Source organism: Roseateles sp. P1_C6 (assembly GCF_056406315.1).
In genome coordinates, this window is the sequence record NZ_JBFUAK010000007.1 from 47,686 (window position 1) to 65,696 (window position 18,011).

General features: G+C 69.3%; 15 protein-coding genes. 8 read left to right on the plus strand and 7 right to left on the minus strand.

Annotated elements, in window-relative coordinates; translation table 11 throughout:
* Nucleotide 1 precedes the first annotated feature (1 nt).
* Together AC1D29_RS16200 and AC1D29_RS16205 are read right to left on the minus strand one after the other, a co-directional pair.
* Nucleotides 2-2,527 carry a TonB-dependent receptor gene (locus AC1D29_RS16200; protein WP_477899171.1) on the minus strand — a complete coding sequence of 842 codons (2,526 nt, stop codon included), beginning with the start codon at nt 2,525-2,527 and terminating at the stop codon, nt 2-4.
* 241 nt (nt 2,528-2,768) lie between these two features.
* A complete protein-coding gene (locus tag AC1D29_RS16205) occupies nt 2,769-4,640 on the minus strand; it encodes a phosphoenolpyruvate carboxykinase (GTP) (protein WP_477899173.1) in 1,872 nt (623 codons plus the stop codon).
* A 361-nt stretch (nt 4,641-5,001) separates the two neighbouring features.
* Here AC1D29_RS16205 and AC1D29_RS16210 point away from each other — a divergent pair, with 361 nt between their 5' ends.
* On the plus strand, nt 5,002-5,619 hold the full coding sequence (locus AC1D29_RS16210; protein ID WP_477899175.1) for a PEP-CTERM sorting domain-containing protein: 618 nt from the start codon (nt 5,002-5,004) through the stop codon (nt 5,617-5,619).
* 48 nt (nt 5,620-5,667) lie between these two features.
* Here AC1D29_RS16210 and AC1D29_RS16215 read toward each other — a convergent pair whose 3' ends face one another.
* A complete protein-coding gene (locus AC1D29_RS16215; protein WP_477899177.1) occupies nt 5,668-6,603 on the minus strand; it encodes a DMT family transporter in 936 nt (311 codons plus the stop codon).
* A gap of 74 nt (nt 6,604-6,677) precedes the next feature.
* On the opposite strand from AC1D29_RS16215, the gene AC1D29_RS16220 reads away from it, so the two are divergent.
* Entirely contained in the window at nt 6,678-7,538 is an 861-nt protein-coding gene (locus AC1D29_RS16220; protein WP_477899179.1) for a LysR family transcriptional regulator, read from the plus strand.
* Between the two features lie 4 nt (nt 7,539-7,542).
* On the opposite strand, the gene AC1D29_RS16225 is transcribed toward AC1D29_RS16220, so the two are convergent.
* Both AC1D29_RS16225 and AC1D29_RS16230 read right to left on the minus strand, forming a co-directional pair.
* Nucleotides 7,543-8,661, minus strand: coding sequence for a YbdK family carboxylate-amine ligase (locus AC1D29_RS16225; protein WP_477899181.1), 1,119 nt, complete (start codon nt 8,659-8,661; stop codon nt 7,543-7,545).
* The gene (locus tag AC1D29_RS16230; RefSeq protein ID WP_477899183.1) at nt 8,661-9,908 is read right to left on the minus strand and encodes a cation:proton antiporter; all 1,248 of its coding nucleotides are present in this window, start codon (nt 9,906-9,908) and stop codon (nt 8,661-8,663) included. The genes AC1D29_RS16225 and AC1D29_RS16230 overlap by 1 nt, the downstream gene beginning before the upstream one ends.
* Nucleotides 9,909-10,012: 104 nt before the next feature.
* Between AC1D29_RS16230 and AC1D29_RS16235 the strand changes: the two genes are divergently transcribed.
* Both AC1D29_RS16235 and AC1D29_RS16240 read left to right on the plus strand, forming a co-directional pair.
* On the plus strand, nt 10,013-10,579 hold the full coding sequence (locus tag AC1D29_RS16235) for an MOSC domain-containing protein (RefSeq protein ID WP_477899185.1): 567 nt from the start codon (nt 10,013-10,015) through the stop codon (nt 10,577-10,579).
* Nucleotides 10,576-11,718 (plus strand): right-handed parallel beta-helix repeat-containing protein, encoded by a 1,143-nt coding sequence (locus tag AC1D29_RS16240; RefSeq protein WP_477899187.1) that lies wholly within the window; start codon nt 10,576-10,578, stop codon nt 11,716-11,718. Before AC1D29_RS16235 ends, AC1D29_RS16240 begins: the two co-directional genes overlap by 4 nt.
* 159 nt (nt 11,719-11,877) lie before the next feature.
* Here the strand turns inward: AC1D29_RS16240 and AC1D29_RS16245 are convergent, their stop codons facing one another.
* On the minus strand, nt 11,878-13,149 hold the full coding sequence (locus AC1D29_RS16245; protein WP_477899189.1) for a PEP-CTERM sorting domain-containing protein: 1,272 nt from the start codon (nt 13,147-13,149) through the stop codon (nt 11,878-11,880).
* 136 nt (nt 13,150-13,285) lie between these two features.
* Nucleotides 13,286-14,380 (minus strand): alkene reductase, encoded by a 1,095-nt coding sequence (locus AC1D29_RS16250; RefSeq protein ID WP_477899191.1) that lies wholly within the window; start codon nt 14,378-14,380, stop codon nt 13,286-13,288.
* 103 nt (nt 14,381-14,483) lie between these two features.
* Between AC1D29_RS16250 and AC1D29_RS16255 the strand changes: the two genes are divergently transcribed.
* The 4 genes from AC1D29_RS16255 to AC1D29_RS16270 all read left to right on the plus strand — a co-directional run bounded on the left by AC1D29_RS16255 (nt 14,484) and on the right by AC1D29_RS16270 (nt 17,951).
* Complete coding sequence (locus AC1D29_RS16255; RefSeq protein ID WP_477899193.1) at nt 14,484-15,338, plus strand: 23S rRNA (adenine(2030)-N(6))-methyltransferase RlmJ; 855 nt, start codon at nt 14,484-14,486, stop codon at nt 15,336-15,338.
* Complete coding sequence (locus AC1D29_RS16260) at nt 15,335-16,330, plus strand: substrate-binding domain-containing protein (protein ID WP_477899195.1); 996 nt, start codon at nt 15,335-15,337, stop codon at nt 16,328-16,330. Before AC1D29_RS16255 ends, AC1D29_RS16260 begins: the two co-directional genes overlap by 4 nt.
* Before the next feature lie 25 nt (nt 16,331-16,355).
* Entirely contained in the window at nt 16,356-17,120 is a 765-nt protein-coding gene (locus AC1D29_RS16265; RefSeq protein ID WP_477899197.1) for a UPF0149 family protein, read from the plus strand.
* A gap of 87 nt (nt 17,121-17,207) precedes the next feature.
* The gene (locus AC1D29_RS16270) at nt 17,208-17,951 is read left to right on the plus strand and encodes a metallophosphoesterase (protein WP_477899199.1); all 744 of its coding nucleotides are present in this window, start codon (nt 17,208-17,210) and stop codon (nt 17,949-17,951) included.
* The last annotated feature ends 60 nt before the right edge of the window (nt 17,952-18,011 follow it).

Here is an 18,011-nt window from a genome sequence, read left to right on the forward strand (position 1 = left end):
GTCAGAACTGGAAGCCGACGCTCAGCTCGTAGGCCCGGCCGAACAAGGGCCGCGCGAGGAACACGCCGTCCTGCCCCACGCCCTGGCCCGGCACGCGGAAGTTGCCCTCCGTCAGGCCGATCTTGTTGGTCAGGTTGGTGCCGGTCAGGCGCACTTCCAGGCCGTTGTCCATCGCGAACACGGCGCCCGCGTCGATGGTGCGGTAGGCCGGCAGCTTCAGCGTGTTGGTCTGGTCGGCAAAGCGCTCGCCGACATGGCTGAAGGTCGCGAAGGTGCGCAGCTGGCCAAAGCCGGTCTGCGTCTGCCAGCTGGGCGTGAGCCGCGCCTGGAACTTCGGTGCGCGCTCGACGCGGTTGCCGGTGAACTGCTGGAAGTCCTTGTACTTGGCGTCCTGGAAGTTGCCGGTCGCGGCGATCTCGAAGCCATAGCCGGGGCGCAGCGCCAGCTCGAACTCCACGCCCGTGGCCTTGCTGTTGGGACGCAGCACGACGTTGCCGGCGTTGGTGAACTGCTGCGTCTGCGAGTTGGTCAACTTGTTGGCATAGGCCGTCAGGAAGGCGCTGTACAGCTTGGTCGCGGTCTTCAGGCCGATCTCGTACTGCGTGATGTCCTCGACCGAATCCTTGGTCTCGTTGGCGCCGCGGCCGCGCAGCACGTCGAAGTCCGGCAGGCGGTGGCCCTTGTTCACGCGCACGAAGGCGCTGAACTCGCGGCTCAAGGCGTAATTGGCGCCGGCGGTGAAGGAGTTGCGCGTCAGTTTGCTGTCGATCAGCGTGTTGGTGCCGTTGAAGTACGACAGGTTGTTGTTGTAGATCGTCGTCGGGTCGGCATCCAGGTCGCCGTTGCTGACGTTGGCGATGGTGCCGGTGATGCGCTGCGTCTCGCGGCGCGCGCCCAGGTCCACGCGCAATTCCTTCGTCAGCTGCCATTCGTCGGCGATGAAGAAGGCGTGCGTGTTGCCGCTGTAGTTCGCATCGAGGTTGAAGGAGAACGGCGGTGTGACGTAGCCGTTGCGCGAGGCCTTGACGCCGTTGTCCAGCTGAACGTCGATGAGGCGGGCATGCGACTGCACCGTCATCAGTTGCGCCTGGCCCAGCGTCCAGACATCGTGCGAGCTGTAGCCGGCCAGGTACAGGCCGACCGTCAGGTTGTTGCCCGGGGTGATTTCGCGCGACAGGCGGGTCTCGTTGCTGGTCGAGCGCAGCGCCTTGTCCACGGCCCACATGCCGTTGACGATGACCGGCGTCGTGCTCGCCACCGCGCCGCCGCCGTTCGTGAAGGTGGCGGTGCCGGTGGTGGCCACGCCGCCGGCCGCGGCGACGACGGCCGCATCGGCGTTGGCGGCCGTCACCTGCGACGTGATGTAGCTGGACAGCGTCTGCGGGTTGGCGCCAGAGAACAGCGCGTAGGTGGGCGTGTCGCCGGTCGTGTGGCTGAGCTTGTTGGTCAGCGTCCAGTCGCCCAGCTTGGTGTCGAGGTTGGCGCCGTAGGTCTGCACGTCGGCGCCGCGGCCGTCGGCCAGGTCCTTGGTCACCGTGCTGCGCAGGATCTCGGGCTTGCCGTTGGGCAGCGTACGGCCGGTCGCGCGGCCGGTCTCCAGCACGATGTTGCGCAGCTCATTGCCGTAGAAATAGTCCTTGCTGGCATTGAAGCCCGGGTAGCTGGACACGCTCTTGCCGTCGCTGCCGCCCACGACCGGGATGGCCGTGATGAAGGCATTGCGGTCGCGCAGCGCACGGGCATAGAGCTGCAGGCTGCCGCCGTCGAGCTTGCGGCTCAGCACCACGCTGGCTTGGCCGCCGTCGTCGGCGGGGAACTGCGTGTCGCGCACGCCGTCGCTCTGGCGCCAGAAGCCGCCGACCATGATGTTCCAGGCGTCGCTGAGCTTGCCGGCGTAGACGCCGTCGATGCGCTTGAGGCTGCCGGTGCCGGTCGTCACGCGCAGGCTGGCTTCGGGGTTGCGGCCGTCCTTCTGGATGAAGTTGACCGTCACACCCGGCTGGCCGCTGCCGAAGATGGGGCTGGGGCCGCCGCGCAGCACTTCCATGCGGTCGATCGTGTCGTCCAGGCGGAACAGCTGCGAGTGCTCGAAGAAGGAGAGCGTGGGCAGGTGGTACAGCGGCGCGCCGTTGAGCTGGAAGGTGGAGTAGGGGCCGTCACCCGGTGTCGGGAAGCCGCGCACGCGGATGTTGGCGCCGGCCTGGCCGCCCGAGGTCTCGACAAAGATGCCGGGCACGGTCTTCAGGATGTCGGCCGTGCTGGTGGGGGCGGCCTGCTTGATCTGCTCTTCAGTGGCGGTCGTGATGGAGAAGCCCGCCTCCAGCTTGCGCACGCCTTCGCGGCGGGCCGTGCCGGTGACGACGACGGCGTCGAGTTCCTTGACCTCGGGCGATTCGGCGGCCTTGGTGGCGGCGGGTTTGGCACTGTCCTGCGCGAATGCGGTGCCGCAGAGGGCGGCGACGGCCAGGGCGATCAACTGGGGACGGAAGCGGGCGCCGGTGCGCGACGCGGCCTGAGTGCTTTGCATGGAATGTCTCCGGTGGTTGTTGTACGTCCCGAAAGCCGGCGCGGCGGCCATCGACTTTCGATGGGCTGGACTTTGACGACAAATGTTATCGATGTCATTTGGGTAAATACCAATGTGGTGCGTGAGTGACATCGATGGCATCGATTGCGGTTCGATCCCGCTCGTGCAGAGTCATGCGGCCAGCGGCGGCGCAATGAAAACGGGCGCCCTCAGGCGCCCGTTCTGGCCGTGCCGGCGGGGCTCAGCCCAATTCGGCCAGGCGGGCTTCGATCCTGGCCTTGGTCGCCGGCAGCTGCGCCGGCAGGCCTTGCGCCAGCTGCGCGAACAGCTCGTCGTGCAGCTTCATCTCGGCCTGCCATTCGGCGGCGTCGATGCGGGTGACGGTGTCGAACTTCTCCTGCGAGAAGTCCAGGCCGTCCCAGTTCAGGTCGGCGTAGCTGGGCGTCACGCCGAACACATGCTCCTGGCCACCGCCCGTGCCTTCCAGGCGGTCCAGCATCCACTTCAGCACGCGCATGTTCTCGCCGTAGCCGGGCCAGACGAACTTGCCGTCGGCGCCCTTGCGGAACCAGTTGACGCAGTAGATGGCCGGCAGCTTGGCACCCGAGGCCTGCAGCTTGGCACCCAGGTCCAGCCAGTGCTGGAAGTAGTCGGCCATGTTGTAGCCCATGAACGGCAGCATCGCGAACGGGTCGCGGCGCACGACGCCCTGCTGGCCAGCCGCGGCGGCCGTGGTTTCGCTGCCCATGGTCGCGGCCATGTAGACGCCTTCGGTCCAGTCGCGCGCCTCGGTCACCAGCGGCACGGTGGTGGAGCGGCGGCCGCCGAAGATGAAGGCGTCAATGGCGACACCGGCGGGGTTGTCCCAGTTGGCGTCCAGCGCCGGGTTGTTGGTCGCGGCGACGGTGAAGCGCGCGTTCGGGTGGGCGGCCTTGGCGCCCGTCTCCTTGGCGATGGCCGGCGTCCAGTCCTTGCCCTGCCAGTCGATGGCGTGGGCCGGCGGCGTGTCGGTCATGCCTTCCCACCAGACGTCGCCGTCGTCGGTCAGCGCCACGTTCGTGAAGATCACGTCACGCTGCAGGCTGTCCATGCAGTTGGGGTTGGTGTGCGAGTTGGTGCCGGGGGCGACGCCAAAGTAGCCGGCCTCGGGGTTGATCGCGTACAGCTTGCCGTCGGCGCCCGGCTTGATCCAGGCGATGTCGTCGCCGATGGTGGTGATCTTCCAGCCGTTGAACGCAGCAGGCGGGATCAGCATCGCGAAGTTGGTCTTGCCGCAGGCGCTGGGGAAGGCGGCGGCGACGTGCATCTTCTTGCCGGCAGGGCTTTCCACGCCCAGCACCAGCATGTGCTCGGCCAGCCAGCCCTGGTTGCGGCCCATGGTGGACGCGATGCGCAGCGCGAAGCACTTCTTGCCCAGCAGCGCGTTGCCGCCGTAGCCCGAGCCGTAGCTCCAGATCTCGCGCGTCTCGGGGTAGTGGACGATGTACTTGGTCTTGTTGCAGGGCCAGGACACGTCGGCCTGGCCGGCTTGCAGCGGCGCGCCGACCGTGTGCACGCAGGGCACGAAGTCGCCGTCGGTACCCAGCAGCTCGATGACGGCCTGGCCCATCCGCGTCATCGTGCGCATGTTGACGGCCACGTAGGGGCTGTCGCTCAGTTCGACGCCGATGTGGGCGATCGGGCTGCCCAGCGGGCCCATGCTGAACGGCACGACGTAGAGCGTGCGGCCGCGCATGCAGCCCTTGAACAGCGCCTTGTCACCGGTCTGCAGCAGCTCGCGCATCTCGGCCGGGGCCATCCAGTTGTTGGTCGGGCCGGCGTCTTCCTTGCGGGCGGAACAGATGTAGGTGCGGTCCTCGACGCGAGCGACGTCGCTGGGGTCGGAATTGGCCAGGTAGCTGCCGGGGCGCAGCTCGGGGTTGAGCTTCTTGAAGGTGCCTGCGGCGACGAGCTGGTCGCACAGCCGCTGGTACTCCTCGGCGCTGCCGTCGCACCAGTAGACGTCGGCGGCCTCGGTGAGGGCCGCGATCTCGGCCACCCAGGCGATCAGCCGGGCGTTCTTCACATAGGCGGGCAGGTTCAGGCGCAAGCCCTGCATCGCGGGTTGGTTCATGGGAGCTCCGATCATGGTGATGTGTTTGGGCCAGCTGCGGCAAGCTGGCCCAAGCACACCTCGCGCGGGAGGCGGATTGTCGAATCCAATGTAATCACGCCGTAACCACCGGGATCAGTGGGGTCATGCAAAACAGGAATAACGCCATGCGGGCCTGGGCGCCAGGCTCACGGCAGTGGCGAAGTGGGCCTGGGGTTTACGCGAAGACTGCGTGAAATCTGCCGCAACTGGGTTACGAAGCCGCCGCTGTCTTTCTGCTGAGCGGCTTGTCCAGCAACTGGCGCGCCCGGCACCCGCAGATGGGGGGACTCCCCTAGTAGTGAAGTTTGATCGCACCTTGTCGCCACCTAAGTTTTCCAGCTTGGAACCCGGCGAGGTGCTGGGCGCCTGGATGTGCGAACAGGAGAGTGCGATGGCTGGGTTTGCAGGGTTCAAGAAGGCAGCGCTGGCATCGGCCGCGACCTTGGTCGCCGCGCTGGCGTTGCCGGCGCATGCCGTGACGAAAGTGGTGGAGTTCAACGTGCTCAACGCGTCGGCGACGTTGGCGACACCGTTCCTCTCGGGCGACACGTTGATGCTGGACACCACGGTCACGCAGGAAACCGGCGCGCTGCTGCAGAGCATCACCTTCACGTTGGGGGCTGGCGTCACCGGCCTCACGGGGCGCGCGGCGTGGGAAATCTCCACGGCGACTGGCCCTGGGCCGCGCCTCATCGGCGTCAACATCGACATCCTCGACGCCAGCAACACGCTGGTGTTCAGCGACGCGTTCACCGGCGCGCTCGGCGGGTTCGCCATTTCCAGCCTGAATGGCGCCATCGGCCCGGGAACCTACCACCTGGTGGCCACCGGTACGGCCGTGCGCGACGCCGTGCTCGACCTGTCCATCAGCGCGGTTCCCGAGCCGGGGCCGTACGCGCTGCTGCTGGCCGGGCTGGGCGTGGTGGGGCTCCTGTCGCGGCGGCGCCGCATCGGCTGACGGCCGAAGCCTCTCGGCAGCCACGGCGCGCTCGGGCGTCGTGGTCGCTCAGCGCAGGTGGGGAGACGGCGCGCGCCGCGGCCGCGCCAGCCAGCGCGTCACACTGGCCTGCCCGCCGACCAGCGCGATGCCGGAGAGCACCAGGGCGCTGCCCGCCAGGAAGCTCGGCGCCGGCCGCTCGCCCAGCAGCAACATGCCCAGCGCGACGCCGAAGAAAGGCGTCAGGAAGGAGAACACGCCGAGTTGGGATGCCAGGTAGCGGCGCAGCAGCCAGCACCAGGCCAGGAAGCTGGCCAACGACACGACCAGGCTCTGGAAGCCCAGATGCGCCCAGACGGCGACCGAGGATTCGAAGTGCCATTGCCCGCTGAGCCAGGTCGCGGGCAGCAACAAGGCGGCCGCGCCCAGCAGTTGATAGAACAGCGTCTCGGGCGCCGGCGCGGCGGCCAGGCGCGAGCAGCGGATGGTGATCGTCGTGGCGCCCCAGGCGGCGCCGGCCAGCAGGGCCAGCAGGTCGCCCAGCGGCGACCAGTCGCCCGCAGCGCCGCCCAGAAAGCTCACGGCAATGCCGCCGAAGGCCAGCAGGATGCCGGCCCACTGCACCGCGCCGAGCCGCTCGGCTGGCAGTTTGAGGTGCAGGCCCAGTGCCGCGAACAGCGGCGCGGTGTACAGGAAGATGACCACGTGCGACGCGTGCGTGAGCTGCAGCGCCTGGGCCACCAGCAGGTATTCCAGCGCGAACAGCGCGCCCGCCAGCAGGCCCGGCGCCCAGCGATCGCGCTGCGGTGCCTCGCCGCGGCGGCGCATCAGCGCGGCCAGCAGCGCCAGCGCGATCAGCGAGCGCAGCGCCACCATCAGCAGGGGGCTGGCGTCGGCCGCCACCGCCTTCAGCGAGATCTGCTGCAGGCTCCAGACCAGGCACAGCAGCGTCATGAGGCCGCCGGCGCGGGCGTCCAGGGGAGCGGGTGACGAAGGGGACGGCATGACGCCACTCTGCGGCCGTCTGCTGAAATCGAAAAGCTCATAATTCATTGGGCATCCATGAGGTTTTCGAAACCATGCGCGACCTGCAGATCGACTGGCTGAAGTGCTTCGTCGCCACGGTGGACGCCGGCTCGCTGTCGGCGGCTGCGGCCGAGGTGAGCCGCTCGCAGTCGGCCGTCAGCATGCAGCTGAAGAAGCTGGAGGACGCCGTGGGCCACGCGCTGCTGCTGCGCGGGCCGCGGCAGCTGGCACTGACGCACGAAGGACAGACGCTGCTGGGCTACGCCCGGCGCATGCTGGACCTGCAGGCCGAAGCGCAGGCAGCGCTGCAGGGCGAAGCCATCTCGGGCGTCGTGCGCCTGGGTGTGCCGGACGACTACGCCAGCAAATACCTGACGCCGGTGCTCAAGCGCTTTGCGCCACGGCATGGCGGCGTGGAGATCCAGCTGGACTGCGAGCAATCGACGGCGCTGATCCCGCGCGTGGCCCGCGGCGAGCTGGACCTGGCGCTGGTGTCGCGCGACCACGCCCGGCGCGGCACGCTGCTGTTCCACGAGCCCATGGTGTGGGTCGGTGCGGCGCAGTTCGACGTCTGGGCGCGCAACCCGCTGCCCATCGCCGTCTACGAGGAAGCCAGCCTGGGACGGCGCAGCGCCATCAACTCGCTGGCGCTGCAGGGCCGGCCCTACAAGGTGGTCTACAACAGCTCCAGCCTGGCGGGGCAGATCGCCGCCGTCGAGAGCGGCCTGGCCATCGCGGCGCTGACGCAGTGCAGCGCGCCGCCGCACCTGCAGGTGTTGGGCCTGGAGCAGGGGCTGGGCCCGCTGGCACCGATGGAAGTGGCCGTCTATCGCAGCCCGGCGTCCAAGGGCAACAAGGCCGTGGACAGCCTGCAGCAGATGCTGTTGCAGACGCTGCGCCAGGCCGGCCGCTGAGGCCTCAACGCCCGTGCCAGCGCCGGGTGGCGCGGCGCACCATCTCCGGCAGCAGGTGGTTCTCGTCCTCGATGCCGCGCAGCCAGGCGGCGTCGTTGCCCGCGCCGTTGATCTCACGGCGCATGTACTGCAGCGCGGCCTCGGCGTGCAGGTCGCCCGCATGGCTGTCCAGCTTGGTCAGCACGTGGATGAGGTCGTCGCGCAGCACGCGGTGCTCGCCGGTCTCGGGGTCCACGAAGGTGCCGTCCAGCCCGAAGCGGCAGGCCTGGAAGCGGTTGAAGGTGTAGGGCAGGTAATCGTCCTCGCTGAGCTTGAACGGCTTCTCCACGCTGATCCAGCGCGCCAGGCACTGGATGAGGCCGGCCAGCGCGGCAGCCTTCTCGATGGTCAGCGGCGTGTCCAGCACGCGGACCTCGATGGTGCCGAACTCGGGCTTGGGGCGGATGTCCCAGTAGAAGTCCTTCATGCCCGAGACGACGCCGGTGCGCGTCATCTTGGTGAAGAAGCTGCCGAAGTCGTCCCAGGTCTGCACGAAGGGCGCGCGGCCCGACAGCGGGAAGGCGAACACCGAGTTCAGCCGCGCCGAATCAAAGCCCGTGTCCTCGCCCTGCACGAACGGCGACGACGCGGCCAGCGCGATCAGGTGCGGGATGAAGCGGCTCATGCCGTGCAGCAGCACCAGCGCTTCGTCGGCGCTGGGGCAGCCGATGTGCACGTGCTGGCCGAAAATGGTGAACTGCTTGGACAGGTAGCCGTACAGCGACGACAGCTCGTGAAAGCGCGGCGTCTCGAAGATGCGCCGGCGCGTCCAGTGCTGGAAAGGGTGGGTGCCGCCGCCGCACAGGCCCACGTCCAGCTGCTCGGCGCAGTCCACCAGAGCGTCGCGGATCTGGCCCAGCTCCGACAGCACCTGGCCGAAGCCCGTGCACACGCCGGTGGCCAGCTCGATCATGCTGCTGGTGATCTCGGGCTTCACGTCGCCCGGGATGCTGCGCTTCTCCATCAGCCGCAGCAGGTCGCCCGAGACGGGCGCCAGGTCGTAGTCGTCGCTGCTGACGATCTGCAGCTCCAGCTCGACGCCCAGCGTCAGCGGCTGCGATTTCGCAAACTCTCCCAGGCTCATCACCTGCCCTCCTTGTTGCGCGTTGCGCGCTTGGGTGCCGGCGGCAGCTCGCCCGCCAGGCGCAGCGCGAACTGCACGGCGATGGGCCCGATCAACTCCAGCACGGCGATGCTTGCCAGGATGATGGGCACGGCACCGGCCGCCAGTTCGGGCTCGGCGCGCATCAGCTCGCTGAGCATGACCAGCGCCGTCGCCGACAGCGGCGTCATCGTGATGGACAGCGCCAGGCCCTGACGCCAGCTGCTGCGCGCCCAGGGCGACAGCGCGACGATGGCCACGGCCTTGGCCAGGAAGCGCGTCACCAGCAGCGCCAGCGCCGCGAAGCCGCCGGCCACCAGGATCTTGGGCGTCCAGGCCGAGCCGACAATGACGAACAGCATCAGCACCAGCGCGCCGCCCGACGTGCCGAAATGGCGCGGCCACACCCAGGGCCGCTCGCTGGTGTTGCGCAGCAGCAGGCCGGCCAGCAGCGGCATCAGCAGCGTCGACACGCCGATGGCGCGCGCCGCGACGATGGCGAAGGCGACCAGGCCGAACAGCAGCAGCGCCGCGCTCTCGTTGCGCAGGTCCAGCCGGCGCGCCGCGAGGAATGTCGCGGCGGCCAGCAGTGCGGCCACGCCCAGCGTCGTCAGCAGCGAGATGGCCAGGCCCGCCAGCGCCTGCGGCAGGCTGCCGCCGTCGTCGGCCGCCCACCAGGTGCGCATCAGCGTCAGCGCGACGACGGCGTACAGCGTGTTCAGCGCGGTCAGCACCGTCGCGCGCTGCGTGACCTGGCCTTCGGCGCCCAGTTCCATCGCGACGCGGCCCGACACGGCGGCCGGCGCGGGCATGGCCAGGATGGCGCAGGCCACGGCCGTCTGCCAGCCGACATTGAACAGCCGCAGCACCAGCGCCACGGCCACGGCGCTGAGCAGCGCCTCGGCCAGGCTGGTGGCGGCCAGGCCCGGGTTGCGGGCCAGCCAGCGCAGGTGCACGCGGCTGCCGATCTCGAATAGCAGCAGGCCCAGCGCCAGGTCCGTGACCGTCTGTGCGGCGCCGCCCAGCGGCATGGCCACGCCATGGCCGAAGGCGGCCGCGAAGCAGCCGGCCAGCGTGTAGCCGACCACGCGCGGCAGCCGCGTGGTCGCGGCAATGAATTCGCCGGCCAACGCGCCGGCCAGCAGCACGCCGACGATGAACATCAACTCACTGGAAGGTGTGACGGCCAGACCCGCCCACACCCTCGCACCACTGTCGAGTGCAGTCATGTGTCTCCCTTTCAGACTTTCGGCCAAGCCTAGATGGGCGTTACAACTCACTTTGTAGGCCAAGACGCCGAAATGACTCACCGCGCCTCTTGGACAATGCCGCCATGCACCTGCTCAGCGTCAACACCGCCCGCGTCGAACACTTTGTTGCGACCTCGGGCCAGCAGCTCGATTCCGCGATCCGAAAACGCGCTCGCGACAGCCGCATCGCCGTCGGTCCGCTGGGCCTGGACGGCGACGAGCAGGCCGACCCCACCGTGCACGGCGGCCTCGCCAAGGCCGTCTATGCCTACCCGCAGGAGCACTACGCGTTCTGGGGCACCGTGCGCGGCCAGGCCAAGGTCGCGGGTGCGCTGCAACCGGGCGACATCGGCGAGAACCTGACCATCTCCGGCCTGCTGGAGAGCCAGGCCTGGATCGGCGATGTGCTGCGCTTCCCGGACTGCGAGCTGGTCGTCTCCGAGCCGCGCTACCCCTGCTTCAAGTTCAGCGCCCACATGGGCTTTGGCCAGGCCGCCAAGCTGATGGCGCAGAGCGCCTACTGCGGCTTCTATCTGGCCGTGAAGCGCGAGGGCACGATCGCCGCGGGCGAGACCTTCGAGCTGCTGCCGGGCCCGCGCGAGGTCGGCATCGTCGAGCTGTTCAAGGCGAAGATGAAGAAGCAGGCATGACGCGCCGCCGCAGTTTGCTGGTCGCGGCGGGGCTGATGCCCTTGTCGCTGCGACCGGCCCATGCCGGACCGGTGCTGCAGGTGGGCCCGCAGCGCGCCGTCAAGTCGCTGGCCGCGGCGGCGCGCCAGGCCAGGGACGGCACGCTGATCGAGGTCGACGCCGGTGACTACGTGGCCGACGTGGCCACCTGGCCGCAGCACGGGCTGACGCTGCGTGCCGTGGGGGGCCGCGTGCGCGCCATCGCGGCCGGCGCGCATGCCCAGGGCAAGGGCACGTTCGTGACGACCGGCCAGCGCATGCGCATCGAGGGCTTGGACTTCATCGGCGCCGCGGTGCCCGACCGCAACGGCGCCGGCATCCGTGTCGAGGCCGGCTCATTGACGCTCGTGGACTGTGGCTTCCGCGACAACGAGAACGGCGTGCTGACGTCCAACGACGAGGCCGTCGAGCTGGACATCGTCGATTGCGACTTCGGCGCCATCGCGCTGCGCAGCGGCCTCACGCACAACCTCTACGTGGGCGCCATCAAGCGGCTGGCCGTGACGGGCAGCTACTTCCACAACGGCGTGCTGGGCCACCTGCTGAAGAGCCGTGCGGCCGTCAACCACATCCTCTACAACCGCCTGACCGACGAAATCGGCGGGCGCGCCAGCTACGAGCTGGAGTTTCCCAACGGCGGCGTGGCCGTCGTCATGGGCAATCTCATCATGCAGAGCTCCACGACGGAGAACCCGCACGTGATCTCCTTCGGCGTGGAGGGCGCGAAATGGGCCAAGCAGGCGCTCCATCTCGTGCACAACACGCTGGTGGACCAGAAGCCCAGCGGCGGCATCTGGCTGCGCGTGACGCCGCCGCAGACCGAGGTGGTGCTGGCCAACAACCTGCTCGTCGGCAGCCCGAAGCTGGCGGCCGAGGGCCACTGGACGCGGCGCGCCAACTTCGCGGCCGACTGGGACGAGTTCGTGCGCGCGGCGCGCGAGGACTTCCGCCTCAGGCCCGACTCCAGCCTGCGCGGCAAGGCGCAGGACATGGGCGAGGCCGAGGGGCTGAAGCTCAGCCCCTCACGCGAGTACAGGCATCCGCATGGCAGCGTGGCCATCAGCGGGCCGGCGCGGCACCCCGGCGCTTTCCAGTCCTGAAATGGAACCCCTCGGCCAAGGAATGCCTCGGCCGGGACCGTTCCGCGGCCAGCGGCCGCAGAGCTTCGTCAGGCACAGCCCGTCCACTGGACGCCCTGTGTCCGGCCTCCGCCCCCGAGGGGGCGGCTTGGGAGCGGCCCGGCGCTCGCCCCGCAGGTTTCACGCGCCGCGGGCACGGCGAACGCGCGAGACGACGACGCCCAGCCCGGCCAGCAGCATCGCCAGCGTCTGCGGCTCCGGCACGGCCGGCGCGAAGCCCAGCTGCTGGCTGGCTACCAGCTGCAGCGCGCGCGCCGTGCTCGCGTTGATGCCCAGGTCGATGGCCGCCTGCTCGCCCACGCCCAGCGTCAGCGGGTCGTGGCCGGTGATGCTGCCGAACAAGGTCAGCGCGCTCAGGTACGAGCCGTACTTGCTGGCATGCGTGCGGTCCAGCCACCACAGGTTGAGCGCGCCGGCCGTCTCGGCGAAGGTGCCGTCCGCGCCGTAGAAGCCGCTGCCCTGGGCCAGACCCTGGTCCACCGCGCGCTGGAAGGCGTCGCCCACAGGCACCACGCCGGCAAAGCCGGTGTTGGACATGGCCTTGCCGTAGAACGAGCTGTGCAGGTCGGTCGTCATGCCGGCCAGCGCGTCGTAGTACAGCGTGGCCGCGCCGCCGGCGCTGCCGGTGTCGACGATGGGGCGGCCGTCGGCGGTCGTCAGGTCGGGCTTGGTGATCTTGTGCGCCTCCACCATGTCGGGCCGCGCCCAGCTCTGCTCCAGGTAGACCTTGGTGGCCGCGCTGGCGTGCGCGTTGGCGGCAATGTTGCGCGTGGTGTTGCAGCTGGCCTGGCTCAGCCCGGTGGCCATGCAAGCCGAGAGGCCGCCGAACAGGTCGGCCTCCTTGTAGCTCTGCGCCGCGCCGTTGTGGATGAAGCGCTCAAACTGATCGGCGTAGGCGTTGAAGGTCGCCAGGTTGGCGTTCTTGCCCTTGCCTACAGGCAGGGCGGCGTCGCTCTGCTCCTGCAGCACGACGGTGTCCCAGGTCTGGCTGGCGACGTTGCCGCGCAGGTTCCAGTCGCTGTTGGCCGTGTTCAGGAACTGGCCGCGCAGCGAGGCCGCGTTGCGGGTGGACAGCGACACGTCATAGGCCAGGCCGGCCTGGTCGGTCATCTTCTTGAAGATGCCCGGCACGCCGCCCCAGGGGTGGGGCTCGAAGCTGCCAAAGCCCACGGTGCCGGCCGGGTAGCTGTTGGTGCCGGTCGGGTTGATGGCGTTGAAGCCGGCCGTCAGGTCGTGCACGGCGGCGGCGTTGTAGCTCATCACCGGGTCCACGCGGCCGAAGGTGTAGCTGTTGCCGACGAAGAGAATCTTGATGGGGTCGGCCGCGAGGGCGGGCGCGGCAAGGCTGGCCAGTGACGTCGTCAAGGCCAGCGCCAGAAGGCGCTTGTTCATGGGTTGTCTCCAATTTGTTCTGGGTCGTCGCGCGACGGTCCGAACAGTAGAGACGGCGCCTTCAGTCGTCAAATATCGCCAAGGTCGAATCTCGATATGGATTGCATATGGAGATTCGACAGGCTTGCGGGCGGACTCAGGCCCGCTTGAGCTCGGGCGTGGCGACCGGATAGTCCGTGTATCCCTCGGCGCCGCCGCCGTAGAAGGTTTCCTTCTGGAAGGGCGTCCAGGGCAGGTCGTGTTTCAGGCGCTCGACCAGGTCGGGGTTGGAGATGAAGGGCCGGCCGATGGCCACCGCGTCGGCATGGCCGCTGGCCACGGCGTCCAGCGCCATCGTGCGGTCGTAGCCGTTGTTGACGATCCACGGGCCGTTGAAGCGGCGGCGCAGCTCGGCGTAGTCGAACGGTGCCACGTCGCGTGCGCCGCCGGTCGCGCCTTCCACCACCTCCAGGAAGGCCAGCTTCAGCGGCGCGAGCTGCTCCGCCACGTGGTTGAACAAGGCCTGCGGGTTGCTGTCCTGGCCGATGTCGTTGCTGGGCGTCACCGGCGACAGGCGCAGCGCCGTGCGGCCCGCGCCGATGGTGTTGGCCACGGCCGTCATGACCTCGATCAGCAGGCGGGCGCGGTTCTCGATGGAACCGCCATACTCGTCCGTGCGGTCGTTGGCGCTGTCGCGCAGGAACTGGTCCAGCAGATAGCCGTTGGCGCTGTGGATCTCGACGCCGTCGAAGCCGGCCGCGATGGCGTTCTTGGCCGCCTGCACGTAGTCGGCGATCAGCTGCGGGATCTCGTGCGTGGCCAGCGCGCGCGGCACGTCGGTGGGCACCAGCTCGCCATGGGCGGCGTAGGTCTTGGTCTTGGCCGCGCGGTTGGTGGACGACACCGGCTGCTGGCCGCCCGGCTGCAGGCTGTTCAGCGAGATGCGGCCCACGTGCCACAGCTGCACGACGATCTTGCCGCCTTCGGCGTGCACGGCGTCGGTCACCTGCTTCCAGGCGGCGATCTGCTCGGGCGTGTGGATGCCGGGCGTGTCGAAATAGCCCTGGCCATCGGGGCGGATCTGCGTCGCCTCGGTGATCAAGAGGCCGGCGCTGGCGCGCTGGCGGTAGTACTCGACATGCAGGTCGTGGGGCGTCTGCTGGCGGGCGCGGTTGCGCGTCAGCGGTGCCATGACGACGCGGTTGGCCAGCTGGATGTCGCCGAGGCGGAGGGGGTCGAAAAGGGTAGGCATGACGGGCGAAATGGGGATGGAATCGATGGCCGCAAGGCTAGCCCCCTCACCGCTTTCCCCGGTTCAGCGCGGTTGATGGGGGTGTGTTAGCGACAATCCACCCATGCTCGCCTACCGCCACGCCTTCCATGCCGGCAACCATGCCGACGTCCTCAAGCACCTGGTGCTGACCCGCGTGCTGCGCTACATGGGTGAAAAGGACAAGCCCTACACCTTGATCGACACCCACGCCGGCGCCGGCGGCTATTCGATGGAGGGCCGCTACGCGCAGAAGAAGGGCGAGTACGGCGAGGGCGTCGCCAAGCTCTACGACCGCAAGGACTTGCCCGCGCCGCTGGCCGACTACATGAGCCTGGTGCGCGCCTTCAACCCCGACGGCCAGCTGCGCCAGTACCCGGGCTCGCCGGCCATCGCCAACTTCCTGCTGCGCGAGACCGACCGGCTGCGCGTCTACGAGCTGCACTCGACCGACCACCGCATCCTGGCCAGCTACCTGGAGAGCCGCCCCAACACCCAGGTCAGCGACCGCGACGGTTTCTCGGCGATCAAGGCCGAGCTGCCCTCGCCCACGCGCCGCGCAGCGCTGCTGATGGACCCGTCCTACGAGATCAAGACCGACTACGGCAAGGTGCTGACCGCGCTGCGCGAGGCGCTGGAGCGCGCCGCCGACACGGTGGTCATGATCTGGTACCCGCAGCTGCAGCTGCTGGAGTCCACGCAGCTCGCGGCGCGCCTGAAGGCCAGCGCCGATGCCGGCGCCAAGAAGGGCTGGCTGCACGCCCGCCTGACCGTCGCACAGGCGGACGAGCGCGGCTACGGCATGCTGGGCAGCGGCATTCTGGTCGTCAACCCGCCGTTCACGCTGCACGACGAGCTGGCCGAATGCCTGCCGGTGCTGGTGGAGCGCCTGGGCCAGTACGACGGGGCCAACTACGTGCTGGAGCAGAAGGCGGCATGACGGAGAGCAAGCCGGTCACGATGGAGCAGATCGCCGCGCTCGCCGGCGTCAGCACCATCACGGTCTCGCGCGCGCTGCGCGACAGCCCCTCCGTCACGCCGGCCACGCGCGAGCGCATCAAGACGCTGGCCGAGGCCGCCGGCTACCGCTTCAACCACCATGCGCGCAACCTGCGGCTGCGCCGCAGCCACATGGTGGCCGTCATGCTGGAGATGCAGCCCGACACCGACCGGCCCATGACGGACGCCTACCCGCTGCAGCTGCTGGGCGGCATCACGCAGGAGCTGACCTCGCGCGGCTACAGCGTGCTGCTGTCAGCGCTGCAAGGCCCCGGCCAGGGCATGGCCGCGTCGGCCGACGGCGTCATCCTGCTGGGCCAGGGCGCCAACGGCTCGGCCGTCAAGTCGGCCGCGGCCATGGGCCTGCCGCTGGTGGTCTGGGGTGCCGAGCATGGCCGCAGCGACTCGGTCGTCGTCGGTGGCGACAACGCGCACGGCGGCGCCAGCGCGGCCGAGCGCCTCATCGCCTTGGGCCGGCGCGAGCTGTTCTTCCTCGGCGACGTGCGCCACGCCGAGATCCGCGATCGCCAGCAGGGCTTTGCCAAGGCGCTGAAGAAGGCCGGGCTGAAGACGCAGACGCTGACGCCCGCGGCCTTCACCTTCGGCGCCGGCTTCACGGCCGTGAAGGCGCATCTGGCGCATCTGACCAAAGGCGGCAGGCCGCCCGACGGCCTGTTCGCCGCCAGCGACCTGCTGGCCATGGGCGCCGTGCGCGCCTTCACGGACGCCGGCCTCGCCGTGCCCGACGCGGTCTCCGTCATCGGCTATGACGACTCGCCCGCCGCGCAGAGCTTCGCGCCGCCGCTGACCAGCGTGCGCCAGGACTGGCACCACGGCGGCGTGCTGCTGGCGCGCAAGGTGCTGGACCTGATCGCGGGCCAGGGCGCGGCCAGCGAGATCATGCCGACCGAGCTGGTCGTGCGGGCGACCTGAGGCCGGCTGGGCGGACAATGCCCGCATGAGCACCACCCAAGACCTCACCGACGCCGAGTTCGCCGAACTCGACGAACTCCTCGCCGCGACGCCCGAGCCGCTGCAGCCGCTGGACGCGTCCATGCTGGACGGCTACCTGTGTGGCGTCATCGTGCAGCCGCGTCTCATCGAGGCGGACGAGTGGCTGCCCAACATCTTCGACTACGACGGCGGCCTGCTGCCGGAGACGGTCGATGCCGGCTGGCTGGACCGGCTCACGCAGCTCGTCGAACGCCGCCACGCCGCCTTGAGCCGTGGCCTGGCCGAGGACGGCTGGTTCGATCCCGTCGTCCTGGACGTCGAAGACGGCCAGGAGCCCGACCCGCTGCCCGAGGACGCCAGCGAGGAAGAGCGCTCGGCGCGCGCCAGCTACGACGCGCTGGGCTCCATCTCCCGCTCGCTGATGCCCTGGGTGGCCGGCTTCCAGCATGCGGCGCTGTGCTTCCCCGAGCTGGCCGACATGCCCAACGACGACGTCTCCGCGGCGCTGGCGCGCCTGTACCGCCACCTGCCGGCCGAGACGGACGAGGAGAAGGAAGTCGTCGCGACGCTGAACCGCGAGCATCCGCTGAAGGACCTGGACGACGCCATCGAGGAGATGGTCGCCACGGTCGCGGACTTGTCCGACCTGACCGAGGCCGAGCGCTACCGCGTGGAGACCATCCGCCGCGACACGCCCAAGGTGGGCCGCAACGACCCGTGCCCTTGCGGGTCCGGTCGCAAGTACAAGGTCTGTCATGGCAGCAACTGATGACCTTGAGGGACAGGCCGAAGGCGCGCAGCGCCGAGCTCTGTCCTCAACCGGCTTGTGAGGTTGCAGCTGCTCTCGGACCTCCACATGGAGACCGAGAGCTACCAACCCAGGCCGGCGCCAGACGCCGAACTGCTGATCCTGGCCGGCGACATCGACACGACCTGGCGCAGCTTCGAGCTGTTCCGTGGCTGGCCGGTGCCCATCCTGTTCGTGCCGGGCAACCATGAGTTCGACCGCCGCGACGTGGACGAGGCGCGCGACGCGCTGCGCGCACATGTCGTCGCGCTGGGCATGCGCATGCTGGATGACGAATCGGTCGTCGTGGCGGACGCGCAAGGCCGGCGCGTGCGCTTCATCGGCAGCACGCGCTGGTGCGACTTCGACGCCTTCGGCCCTGCCGGCCGCGCGCGGGCGATGCGCGCCGGCGGCTATTTCCAGAACGTCATGCAGGCCACGCGCCATGGCGACGTCTTCGGCGTGGACGCCGTGCGCGCGCTGGCGCTGGAGAGCCGCGCCTGGCTAGCCTCCGAGCTTGCCAGCACCGGCGACTGGGACGCCACCGTCGTCATCACCCACTTCGCCCCCAGCCTGAAGAGCGCCGACCCACGCTACGGCCGCCAGCCGGGCACGGCCAGCTTCTGCAACAACGACGAAGACCTGCTGCCGGGCGCGCAGCTGTGGCTGCACGGCCACCTGCACTGCCGCCACGACTACCGCATCGGCGACACGCGCATCGCCAGTAACGCGCGTGGCCACATGAAGCGTGGCGAGGCCGATGGCTTCGACGGCCAGCGTGTCATCGAGGTGTTCGCGGGCGGAGTGGCCTGAGCCCCAGCATCCGGGCCGATGTGACCGCATCGGTGAATGTCCTGGGGTCGCGTTACCAAA